The organism is Desulfovibrio sp., from assembly GCF_019422935.1.
In the GTDB taxonomy this organism is placed as follows: domain Bacteria; phylum Desulfobacterota; class Desulfovibrionia; order Desulfovibrionales; family Desulfovibrionaceae; genus Desulfovibrio.
Map to the genome: position 1 here is coordinate 94597 of NZ_JAHZCJ010000003.1, position 12273 is coordinate 106869.

The 12273-nt window shown below is 56.4% G+C and carries 8 protein-coding genes; 5 read left to right on the forward strand and 3 right to left on the reverse strand.

The genetic code is table 11. The features are described from left to right. Positions 1-279 precede the first annotated feature (279 nt). The 4 genes from QZ383_RS05750 (at position 280) to QZ383_RS05765 (ending at position 5954) form a co-directional block, all read left to right on the forward strand. A complete protein-coding gene (locus QZ383_RS05750; protein WP_291443813.1) occupies positions 280-2037 on the forward strand; it encodes a methyl-accepting chemotaxis protein in 1758 nt (585 codons plus the stop codon). Between the two features lie 230 nt (positions 2038-2267). Next, positions 2268-3203: an MCP four helix bundle domain-containing protein gene (locus QZ383_RS05755; RefSeq protein ID WP_291443814.1), complete on the forward strand. Its 936-nt coding sequence runs from the start codon at positions 2268-2270 to the stop codon at positions 3201-3203. A gap of 8 nt (positions 3204-3211) precedes the next feature. Further along, the gene (locus tag QZ383_RS05760; protein ID WP_291443815.1) at positions 3212-4015 is read left to right on the forward strand and encodes a methyl-accepting chemotaxis protein; all 804 of its coding nucleotides are present in this window, start codon (positions 3212-3214) and stop codon (positions 4013-4015) included. Between the two features lie 181 nt (positions 4016-4196). Next, complete coding sequence (locus QZ383_RS05765; RefSeq protein WP_291443816.1) at positions 4197-5954, forward strand: methyl-accepting chemotaxis protein; 1758 nt, start codon at positions 4197-4199, stop codon at positions 5952-5954. Between the two features lie 131 nt (positions 5955-6085). Here the strand turns inward: QZ383_RS05765 and QZ383_RS05770 are convergent, their stop codons facing one another. After that, positions 6086-7039 carry a DMT family transporter gene (locus QZ383_RS05770; RefSeq protein ID WP_291443817.1) on the reverse strand — a complete coding sequence of 318 codons (954 nt, stop codon included), beginning with the start codon at positions 7037-7039 and terminating at the stop codon, positions 6086-6088. 109 nt (positions 7040-7148) lie between these two features. Here QZ383_RS05770 and QZ383_RS05775 point away from each other — a divergent pair, with 109 nt between their 5' ends. Beyond that, the gene (locus tag QZ383_RS05775; protein WP_291443818.1) at positions 7149-8582 is read left to right on the forward strand and encodes a PLP-dependent aminotransferase family protein; all 1434 of its coding nucleotides are present in this window, start codon (positions 7149-7151) and stop codon (positions 8580-8582) included. A gap of 136 nt (positions 8583-8718) precedes the next feature. Here the strand turns inward: QZ383_RS05775 and QZ383_RS05780 are convergent, their stop codons facing one another. Together QZ383_RS05780 and ilvC are read right to left on the reverse strand one after the other, a co-directional pair. After that, complete coding sequence (locus QZ383_RS05780; RefSeq protein WP_291443819.1) at positions 8719-10518, reverse strand: methyl-accepting chemotaxis protein; 1800 nt, start codon at positions 10516-10518, stop codon at positions 8719-8721. Positions 10519-11073: 555 nt separating this feature from the next. Then, positions 11074-12075, reverse strand: a complete 1002-nt coding sequence (ilvC, locus tag QZ383_RS05785) for a ketol-acid reductoisomerase (RefSeq protein ID WP_291443820.1) — start codon at positions 12073-12075, stop codon at positions 11074-11076. Between the last annotated feature and the right edge of the window lie 198 nt (positions 12076-12273).

Here is a 12273-nt window from a genome sequence, read left to right on the forward strand (position 1 = left end):
GAAGCCGCGCCATGCCGCATCTGATTGCTCCCCCATCGCGTTGCTTCCCCCCTACTGGCAACGCTTGGCAATCGGGCTTCTGAATTTCGGCGTATCCAAGCATTCCGCCAGACTGTCAGTTTCTGGGCCGCCCCCCTACGGTCCACCAGAGCATTTCGTGGCGCGGTTTGTAAAATCCGCGCGAACAAACAAACTTGTTCAAGTTCATCTGCTCTATGCTGTCAACAGCGCTGCCCGAGGCAAACGGGCAGTTTCAGCTGAACGTGGAGGATGCCTCACATGAAACTAGGCGCAAAGCTTGTGCTCTCTTTCGGCAGTCTCATCGCAGTCATTCTGGTATCTTCTGCCGTCACCATGCACAACGTGGGCGAAATGAACGGCAAGGTACGCGAGATTGACGAGGCATGGCTGCCTTCTGTCACTGCCATCCAGTCTATGAATGTGCAGCTCAATTCGCTCCGCGCAGACCTTGCGTCAATAATGTCGCAAACCTACGCCGACGAAATCCGCAAGTACGAGAAGAATCTTCAGGATTCCATGGATTCCATCCAGCGCGATCAGGCCGCCTATCTGCAACTTCGCAGCGCCGCCCCCGGCCTGGAAAGCGAGGAAGGCAAGGCCCTTATGGCCCGCATTGCCGACCTTTCGCAGCAGGAGAGCAAGGCGCGCGAAGGCATTATCAAAGGGGTGCTGGACGGACGGCGCGGCGTGGCAAACGTTGCCTTTGACAAAAAATACCGCCCAGTGTTTCAGGAGCTTGGCGAAACCTATGGCAAAGTCGTGCATATGAACGTCACGGGCAGCAAGGCTGCGGCCCAAAGCGCCACTGACGCAGGGCAAAAAACCCGCAACATGTCCATTGCCATCACTCTGGCTGCCGTTATCATCAGCATCTGCATTACCTGGATGCTCACGCGTTCTGTTGGCCGGCAACTGGGCAAAGACCCCGGCGAGCTGGCCGTCATAGCCCGCCGGGTTGCCAACGGAGATTACGATATTGACGATGGCGGCGCAAAAACCGGCGTGTATGCGGACATGGTTTCCATGGCGCAAACGCTTAAAGAAAACATGGCGAAGGCGCACCATGAATCGGAAAACGCCAGGCAAAGCGCCCTGCGGGCTGAAGAAGCCCTGCGCCAGGCGGAGGCGGCTGGCCTTGAAGCGCAGCGCAAGGCCGAAGCAATGAGCGCAGCTTCTGCTGGCCTCCAGCAGGTTGCGCAGGTGGTGAGCGATGCTTCAACGCGACTGGCTGCGCACATTGAGCAGTCTGACAAGGGCGCATGCGACACATCGCTCAGGCTGACAGAGGCCGCCAGCGCCATTCAACAGATGAACAAAACCGTGCATCAGGTGGCGCAAAACGCCGCAGCTGCCAATGCCGCTTCGCTCGAAACCCGCCAGAAAGCCGAGCAAGGCGCTGAAATCGTCAAGCGCTCCTTGCACAGCATCAGCGAGGTGCACCATGTTTCGCTGGCAACCAAGAATGATATGGCGCAGCTGCGGGAACATACGCAAAACATCAACCGCATCATGAACGTTATTTCGGATATTGCCGACCAGACCAACCTGCTCGCCCTCAATGCCGCCATTGAAGCTGCCCGCGCGGGCGACGCCGGGCGCGGTTTTGCCGTGGTAGCTGATGAGGTACGCAAGCTGGCGGAAAAAACAATGGCTTCCACCCATGACGTGGCCAACGCCATCACGGCCATTCAGGACAGTGCCGCAAAGAGTATGGGTTCTGTGGACAACGTTGCCCTTCAGATTGAGCAGGCCAATGATTTTGCACAGCAATCCGGGCAGGCGCTGACAGATATCGTTGTGATGGTGGAGTCCACCTCCGATCAGGTTACCGCCATCTCTTCTGCCAGCGAGGAGCAGTCTGCCGCCAGCGATCAGGTCACAAGCGTTATTGACCAGATCAATGACATGTCCCGTCAAACAGCCTCTGCCATGCGTGCAGCCACTGAGGCGGTGGAAGATCTTGCGGCCCAGGCAAACGGGCTTTCAGGCCTCATTGCGCAAATGCGAGCCCGATAGTCATTTAGGGGCATCCTTGCCTGTTGCAACATACGTTGCAAAAAAAGCCGACCTCCAGGTCGGCTTTTTTTGTTTATGAACAGGGATAATACTATCAACTCAGCAATAAAACCTGCCAGAGATGTTCCCAATACAACATGCATTGCCACAAAAGCCCCATATCATTTTTTGACATTGACCAGCCACATTGTGCATAGCATGCAACACCACCTGTGGGGAGATCGTCTGCCATGAACCTGAGAGCACGTCTGATTCTGTCTTTCGGAAGTATAATTATCATAATGTTAATCACGTCCGGCCTGACCATCAGGAATCTCACCCGCATGAATGCCGAGATCGCATCCATAAACAGCACCTGGATTCCTGTAGGCACATCCATCCAGAGCACCTATGCCCTGCTGTTTTCTTCCAGAGGGGATCTTTCAGCCATTACAATGCTGCACGACCCCAAGGAGATAGAGAACTACAGCGCGCATATGACAGGGCTGCTGCGGCGCATAGGCAACAGCAAAAAGGCTTTTGCTATCGCCCTTGAAAATATGCCGCCGTCAGACCGCAAACAGGCTATTGTGGACATAACAGCCCAGATAGAAGCGCAATCAGGCCAATTTGTAACCATGCGCAAAGACCTGCTAGCTTTTATCAGAGCCGGAAAAAATGAAGAAGCCGCCCAGTTGCTTGCCAACAGCCGCGCCCCCTTTCTCAGACTGGCAGACCTCTATGAACAGATTGCCAGCCTGAGCAACGAAGGCGCAAACATTGCCATTACAAGCGCCAGCAGTGTCAGCGAACAATCAATTATTTTTTCATCAGGGTTATTCCTGGTTGCTGTATTTATTGGCATGGCTGTCATTCTGCTTCTGCTCAGGGTGGTCCATAGCCAGCTTGGCAAAGACCTAGGAGAACAGGACAGCATAGCCAGGCGCGTGGCCCAGGGGGACTATGCCCTTGACGATGATGCTGCAAAGCGCGGCGTCTACGCCTCAATAATTGCCATGGTGCAGGCGCTCAAAACCCACATTGAAAACGCCCAACGCGAATCTCTGGCGGCACAAGAGCAGTCGGCCAAGGCAACAGAAGCCCTGCGCCAGACGGAAGCCGCCAATGCAGAACCCAAAACAAGAGTGAAACTCTACGTGCAGCAGCTGCCAAACTTCAGGAAGTGACTCATGCAGTGAGCACAGCCACCGCGCGCCTGGCCACGCAAATCGAGCAGTCGGACAAAGGTTCGCAAGAAACAACGGGCAGGCTGAGCGAGGCGGCTTCTGCCATGCAGCAGATGAACGCAACTGTGCAGGAAGTGGCGCGCAACCCGTCCATTGCCTCGCAAGCCTCCACAGAAATCCGTGCCAAGGCCGAGAATGGCGCGGAGATCGTCAAGCGTTCGCTGCACAGTATTGATCAGGTGCACGTAGCGTCCATGACGCTCAAGGATGACATGGCTCTACTGCGGGAGCATACGCAGAACATCAACCGCATCATGGGTGTTATTTCAGACATAGCCGACCAGACCAACCTGCTGGCGCTCAATGCCGCCATTGAGGCCGCCCGCGCGGGAGAGGCCGGGCGAGGATTTGCCGTGGTTGCTGATGAAGTACGCAAACTGGCCGAAAAAACAATGGCCTCCACCCAAGACGTTGCCAGCGCCATCCAGTCCAGTGCCGCCCAGAGCATGGATTCTGTGGACAGGGCGGCTAAACAGATTGAAGGAGCCAACACCTATGCCAGCCTGTCTGGTGCGGCGCTGGCCGACATTGTTGCTACTGTCGAGAGCACTGCCGACCAGGTCAATGCCATTGCAGCCGCCAGCGAAGAGCAGTCTGCCGCAAGCGATGAAGTGAGCGGCGCCATCACGCAAATCAGTGAGATGGCGCGCCAAACGTCCGAAGCCATGAGCGAGGCGGCGGAGGCCATAACCAACCTTTCAGCCCAAGCCAGCAACCTCATGCAATTGGCAACGGTCATGAATCACGATTGATCCCGCCCCGCGGCGGTGTCCCCCATATACTGCATGGCAGGTACAAAGCGGTGGTTCAGAAAAACCACCGCTTTGTTGTATATTTTGTCCTTCATACTACTGAAAAAATTTAGCACGCTCTTTGCATAAGTTATACATTCATCGCAAGTGCCTGTAGCACAAACCCAGGAGGTGAAAACCTATGCGACTGATTGTAAAACTTGGACTATCATTCTTTTTCATTACACTTGTTCTGCTTGCGATGAGTGGCATATCAATCAAAAACATTTCTGCAATGAATAAAAGATTCATTGAAATAGATACATCTTTGCTCCCATCTCTCATAGAACTTCAGGAAATGCATCTGAAATTCTGGATTATCCGCTCTGACGTATTGGCGCTTATTTCACAAACATCGCCCTCAGAGATAGAGCGCTATTCCTCCAACATCACCAACACCATGGATTCCATCAGGGAAAATCACGACAGATATTTTGCCATTGTTGGTGAATCCGAAGACCAGCACCATGTTGCTGCAAAGGAACTTATAGAAAAAATTGATGTAATTTCACGCAAGCTTAACACAGTACGCAAAGAAATCCTTGCATTTGTGCAATGTGAAGAACGTGGAGAGGCAATAAATATATTTGAAAAGAAATACACGCCATTATTTAACAGTATTGAGCCACTCTATGAAGAACTGATGGTACTTACCAAGTCAGACAGCAAACAGGTATCTGCCGAGGCAGTTTCCACAGGCGAAAGCGCAGTAAAAGGCGCATATGCGCTTAGTGCTGCCGCAGTATTTTTCAGCATCATCGTTTCTCTTGTGCTTTCTCGCTCCATAAAGCATCAACTTGGCAAAGACCCCGGCGAACTCCAGGCTGTGGCAAGCCGTGTTGCCGCCGGGGACTATGACATTCACGACGCGAATAGCGACAGTGTTGGCGTGTACGCTTCCATAGTCGCCATGGTGCAGGCGCTGAAAACTCACATTGAAAGCGCCCAGCGCGAATCGCTGGTGGCGCGGGAACAATCGGCCAAGGCAACAGAAGCCCTGCGCCAGACCGAAGCCGCAAATATGGAGGCCCAAAGCAAAAGCGAAGCCCTGAAGGTGGCCGCCGCCAGGCTTCAGGAGGTGGCCCGGATAGTGAGCGCCGCCACAGCGCGACTGGCCGCGCAGATCGAGCAGTCAGACAAGGGCGCGCAGGAAACCTCGGGCAGGCTGGGCGAGGCGGCTTCTGCCATGCAGCAGATGAATGCCACAGTGCAGGAGGTGGCGCGCAATGCGTCCGTTGCCTCGCAGGCCTCCACAGAAACCCGCGCCAAGGCGGAAAACGGCTCAGAAATCGTCAAGCGCTCGCTACGCAGCATTGATCAGGTGCATCAGGCATCCATGACGCTCAAGGGCGACATGGCCCAACTGCACGGGCATACGCAAAACATCAACCGCATCATGGGCGTTATTTCAGACATAGCCGACCAGACCAACCTGCTGGCGCTTAATGCCGCCATCGAGGCTGCCCGAGCGGGCGACGCCGGGCGGGGATTCGCCGTGGTGGCAGATGAAGTGCGCAAACTGGCGGAAAAAACAATGGCCTCCACCCATGATGTTGCCAACGCCATCAAGGCTATCCAGTCCAGCGCCACCCAGAGCATGGATTCTGTGGACAGGGCCGCACGACAGATTGAAGAAGCCAACACCTATGCCAGCCAGTCTGGTGCGGCCCTGAGCGATATTGTGGCCACGGTCGAGGGCACGGCGGATCAGGTCAACGCCATTGCCGCCGCCAGCGAGCAGCAGTCTGCCGCCAGCGATGAAGTAAGCCGAGCCATAACGCAGATAAGCGAAATGTCGCGCCAGACCTCAGCCGCCATGCGCGAAGCTGCGGATGCCGTGGCCGAACTGGCGGGGCAGACCCAAAACCTCATGGATCTCATGTCCAGCATGCAGCAGTAGCACAAAGAAAGGGGCTGTTCCGGCAGCGCAATGCGCATCTCTGCCGGAACAGCCCCATCGGCCCGAAATATTTTTTGTCTACGGCTCTTCCGCCACGGCAGGCTTGCACCGCCTGCCCAGCCAGCGGGCGATCACAGGGGGCAGCCAGCCAGCGCCCTTTTGCCCTGCCCCGGAGCTTCATCCCTGCTTGGCGTGTACTGCCTTTTGACAATATAGACGCCTGCCAGCACCACCGCTATGCCCAGAACTTCCAGACCCGACAATTTCTCTGTAAATATGGCCCACGAATACACAGCCGCAATGGCAGGCTGGCAAAGACAGATCACCGCAGAAAGGTTGACGCTGAGCTTGCCCTGACAATGCGTGAGCATGTTGTGCCCTATCACCTGTACACAGAGCGTAAGAGCCAGTATGGGCCACAAATCGTCCCAGCTTCGCGGAATCTGCAAGCCCTCCACAGCCCATGAGGCAAAAAACAGGCCCACGAGTCCGCCAACGGCACTGCCAAGCATTATGACGCTGCTCTCCATCCTGTCGCGCAGGCGGTAGGCAATAAGCAGAAATCCCGCGTAAAAAAAGGCCGCAGCCAGTGCCAGAAAATCGCCAAAATAGTTGCCCGGCACAGGGCTGGCCTTGCCCCCCACCAATAGCACCACCCCGGCAAGGGTAACAGCCGCGCCGGGAATGAACAGCCTCGGCAGCCGCTCGTGGAACAGAAAGTACGAAACAGGAATGACCGTGAACGGCGTCAGATTGGTGAGCAGGTTGGCATTGGCAACTGTTGTGTAGCTGAATGCCGTGTTCCACAGGGCTACGTCGCCCGCCAGAAACAGGCCGGATAACAGCAGCAGGACAACATCCCTGCCGCTGAGCCGCCCAAGCCTGCCATAGGCCAGCGGCCAGAGCAGAGGGATGGAAAACAGCATGCGGTACATCCCGGTATTGATGGGGGACAGGCCGCTCTGCCGCACAAATATGCCCCCGGTGGCCAAAAAGGCCACTGCCAGCACCGCCAGCAGAACGTATCTTGTGCCGTTCCCCCGCCGCATTCCGCCCTGCGGCGCAGTATCGCCTTGCGTGGACATGGAGCCTCCCATCCTTTTGTTGTGTTTGCTGCTCCCTTTGATACAGTGGACATGGCACCATCAAAAGTGCCACATGACACATATTTTATGGTGCCACCTGGGAGCAGACATGATCAGCACGGGCAAGGACGGCTCCGGGCCGCTGTATTTGCAGATATACAGCCAGTTGAAGCAGGATATTGCCTGCGGCGCGCTTGCAGAAGGCACAGTTCTGACCGGCAGCAGGATGCTGGCATCCATGCTGGGGGTCAGCCGCAATACTGTGGACAATGCCTATAGTCAACTGGTAGCGGAGGGCTACATAGCTGCCCGCAGGGGTGTGGGCTTTGTGGTGCAGCATGTTCCCAGCATTGACGCTCCAGCCGCGTCACCCGGGCACGCAGCGCCGCAAACTACGCAACGCCCCTCGCAGCTTGAAACATTTGCGCACGGGCAGCCCCTGATTTACGACCTGACAAACAGCAGCCACACCGTTGATCTTTTCCCCAAAAGCCTCTGGAAAAAATACACCTTTGAATGCCTTGAGATGCTGGAGAGAGAAGAAAAAATCTCTGCCTTGCAGGTCATGCAGGGCGAACCCTACCTGCGCAAAAACCTGCTGGCCTACCTCAAGCGCATTCGCGGCGTGAACTGCACGGAAGACCAGATCGTCATAACCTGCGGTTTGCAGCAGTCCCTGGAATATCTGTGCAAAATAGCAGCTCAGCGCGGGCAGAAAATCCTGATGGAAGAACCCGGCTTCAACAAGGCGGCTGCCGTGTTCCGCAACAACCACCTGCCTATCGAGACCGTGCCCGTGGACGATAACGGCTTGAAAGTGGCCGACCTGCCCCACAGGCCACAGGCCTTTGCCATCTACACCACGCCGTCCCACCAGTTCCCCACAGGGGTCACGCTCCCCATCGGCCGCAGGCATGCCCTGCTGCGCTGGGCGCAGAGCAACAACGTCTACGTGCTTGAAGACGACTTTGACAGCGAGATGCGCTACTATTCCAAGCCCATTCCTTCGCTGCAATCCATCGATACGGAAGCGCGGGTCATCTACCTTGGCACATTTTCCAAGGGCATATCCCCTTCCATCCGTATGGGGTACATGATTCTGCCGCCGCAGCTTGCCGCCGCCTTCCACGAAATGTTTGACGAATACAACAGCACCGTCCCCGTACTGAACCAGTACATCATTGGCCGCCTGCTCGAAACCGGCCAGTACGACAGACACATCCGCCGTCTGAGCCATGTGTTCAAAAACCGCCTTGAGCTGTTCATTCAGGAATTTTCCCGCCTGGGATCGGGCCTGCGCATTACAGGCAACGGCACCGGCCAGTATTTTCTTTTGCGCTTTTTTGCCGGTACAGATCAGAAGCTGCTCATAAAAAAAGCCCTGGAGCAGGGTGTGCGCGTCTACCCCACCATGCAGTTCTGGCAGGACAAGGCCGAATGCCCGCCGGACACGCTGTTTCTGGGTTTTGGCAAAATTCGCCTTGAAGACATACCAGATTGCGTGACGCGACTTAAGATTGCCTGGGCGGAATGGCTGCATTGAAAGGGGGCAGATAGCCGCCACACCGGGATGACCAGGCGGATGACCCGCCAGAACACTTCCGCATCCTGAATGCAAGAGGGCCTCTGCACGGCTTTGCACCGCACAGAGACCCCTAAGTGTTGCAAAAAAACAGCCCCTAGTTTTTCATGTCCACAATCAGCTCGGCCAGCCCCCTGGCCTGAACTGCCAGATCGGCCACGGCCTTTTGAGCCTCATTCATGGCTTCTGCCGTCTGGTGGGCAACCTGTGTGGCATCATCAATTGAATGATTGATTTCTTCGCTGGCGGCAGACTGCTGCCCGCTGGCCTCGGCAATGGCGTTCACCTGGCTGGCGGTAGCCTCAACGGTAGCCACAATTTCTTCCAGAGCCTTGCCCGACTGATTGGCAAAATCCGTGGCCTGCTCCACCTGCCCCACGGCACTGTCCATATCCGAAACGTTCTTGGCCGTGCTTTCCTGAATGGCCTTGATGGCGTTGCCCACATCCTGGGTTGAGCCAAGGGTTTTTTCCGCCAGTTTGCGCACTTCATCAGCCACCACGGCAAAACCGCGCCCGGCGTCGCCCGCGCGGGCAGCTTCAATGGCGGCATTGAGCGCCAGCAGGTTGGTTTGGTCCGCGATATCGGAAATAACACCCATGATGCGCGTAATGGCCTGCGAATGGTCGTTGAGTTCGGCCATGCCATCCCTGAGCCGCAACGAGACCTCGTGCACATGACCAATGCTCTGCACGGCTTTTTCCACAATGCCCGCTCCGCTCAGGGCGCGGTCACGTGTCTGGCTGGCCGAGGCAGATGCCGTTGCGGCGCTGAGCGCCACCTCCTGCACGCTGGCGTTCATCTGGTTCATGGCTGTCGCGGCCTCTGCAAGCATCTGGGCAGAATGCACGGCCCCTTTGTCCGACTGCTCTATCTGGGCCGAGAGCTGGGTAGAGGCAGTGCTTACGGCCTGGGCAACCTGCTCCAGCCTTTCCGCAGCCTGGAGCATGGCAGCGGTTTTATCCTTTGCCTTGAGTTCGGCTTCAAGAGCTTCCGCCTGCGCCTGCTGGGCTTCACTGGCGGCCTTTCCGGCAAGACGGCTCTGCTCCTCGGCCTGACCGATAAATTCCTTGAGCTTCACAACCATTGCGCTTAAGGCCTGTTGCAGGGTCGCCACTTCATCGCGCCCGGTTGTTTCAAATTCTTCATCAAGGTTGCCCTGCGCCACAGCGCGGGCATGCCGGGTTATGCCCGCCAGCGGCCGGGTTATGGACACGACCATCACATACGAAAGCGGGCAGACCACCAGCAACAGAACCGCCAAAAAACCACCGCCATAGATCGCCAGCTTGCTGTGCAGGATGGAGCGCATGGTGGTGATGAGTCGGTTTTCGGCCTTGTCCACATTGTCGATATACACGCCCGTGCCAATCCAGAAGGGCGTGCCCGCGATAGCTTCCGCATAGCCCAGCTTGAACACGTCGCCAGAGCCGGGCTTGGGAAACACAAAATCCACAAAGCCGCCGCCGCGCTGCGCGGCCCTGTACAGTTCACTGACATAGTGAACGCCCCTGCTGTCGGCGGTTGAAGCCAGATCCTTGCCGATCAGCTGCTTCTGCAAGGGGTGGGCAGCACTGACCGTGCCCTTGTACACATAAAAATACCCGGAGCTGTCATCCTCAAACCGGGCGCTGTCCACATACTGCGCGATGGTGCGCAACTGCTCGGCCTCGGGCTGGCCTTGCGTCATGGCTGCCAGACCAAGCGCCTGGGAGTGCGTGATATCCTTGATGCGCGCCCTTTGGGAGTCGAGCAGCATTTCCTTGGCAAGTGCCGTGCCGTCAGCAATGACGCCTTCCGTCATGCGTACGGACAGGCCCGCGATGGAAATAATCAGGGCGATCATGATGATGACAAAAAAGATAATCCGCTGACTGATGCTGAAATTTCTGAGCACGTCTTAATCTCCTGAAAAATCACGGTACAAACCGACACGCCGAAAAGCCGCGTCAACTCTCCTGCGCAGGCGCGCGCTGTTGGAGCAGGCGCGGGGCGCAAAAAAGTACCGCGCGGGCACAATGCCAGGGCAGGTCATACCAGCGTAACTGGCTGCGTAAATGGGCGGTCGCAAGGCAAAGGCGGGAAGCAATGTACACATGAACAAACCAAAAGCGGAAAGGCCATGCCCGTAAAATACGGCACACCGATGCAGCCCGCAGGATGCTCCGGCGCATGGAAGACAACAACTTTATATACAAGCTGTATGGCCTGATTGTGGCAAACAGTAATTATTTTTGCAACATGCAGAAGTCGATAAAATTGATCAATTTAGTATGACAACATCCCCTGCCTGTCTGAAATAATGTCGGCTGCGTCCCAATCCTCTACGGGCTGGCCCTTTGAAAGGAATCGGCTTTATGATTTTCAGCAGGTATAAAAATTGGGGCCTCTCACGGAAATACCGCGAAAAGCCCCAACAAAGCGCTTTCAGCCAGCGCTTGAAACAGCGGAACTAGTCTTTCTTGTCCTTCTTGAGCCAGGACATCATGCCGCGCAGTTCCTTGCCCACCTTTTCGATCTGATGTTCAGATTCGTTGCGGCGGGTGGTGAGGAACATGGGGTACTTGGCGCGGGCTTCAAGAATGAAGTTACGCGCAAACACGCCGCTCTGGATATCCTTGAGCACGCCCTTCATTTCCTTTTTCACCGTTTCGGTGATCAGGCGGGGGCCGGTGACGTAATCGCCGTATTCAGCGGTATTGCTGATGGAGTAACGCATGCGGGAAAGGCCGCCCTCGTACATAAGGTCAACGATGAGCTTCATTTCGTGCATGCATTCAAAGTAAGCCATTTCGGGCTGATAACCGGCTTCCACCAGGGTTTCAAAACCGGCCTTGATGAGGGCGGAAACGCCGCCGCAAAGAACGGCCTGTTCGCCAAAGAGGTCGGTTTCGGTTTCTTCACGGAAGGAGGTTTCAATAACGCCGGAGCGGGCGCCGCCGATGCCCTTGGCATAGGCCAGAGCAATCTTGAGGGCTTCGCCGGTGGCGTCCTGATGAATGGCCACGAGGCAGGGCACGCCGCCGCCTTCGGTGAAGGTGCGGCGCACCAGATGGCCGGGGCCCTTGGGGGCGATGAGGAACACGTCCACATCCTTGGGCGGCTGGATCTGGCTGAAGTGGATGTTGAAGCCGTGGGCGAACAACAGGGCCTTGCCCTTGGTCAGGTGGGGCTTCACGTCGTTTTCGTACACGGAGGCCTGCACTTCATCAGGCAGCAGAATCATGATCAGGTCGGCCTGAGCGGCGGCCTCGGCAGCAGACACGGGGGTAAAGCCGTGCTCCTTGGCCAACTCGTAGTTGGCGCCGCCGGGGCGCTGACCCACCACAACCTTGACGCCGGAATCACGCAGATTCTGGGCATGGGCATGGCCCTGACTGCCATAACCGATGATGGCCACGGTCTTGTTTTTCAAACAATTAAGGTCTGCATCCTGATCGTAATAAACTTTCATCTGAACATCCTCTGAGATCACTCATGGTTAGACAAAAAACATTCCTTCCCGCCCTTGCGGGAAGGACAGAGGGGGGCCAACTGGATACGGCGGGCAAGGCCGCCTGTGGGACGCTTTGCCAATGACCCGGGCTGGTTTGAATGGATATACTCACCACCCCGACCTCATGCGCGCTGTCAAGGAGACCTTGTGGGTCAT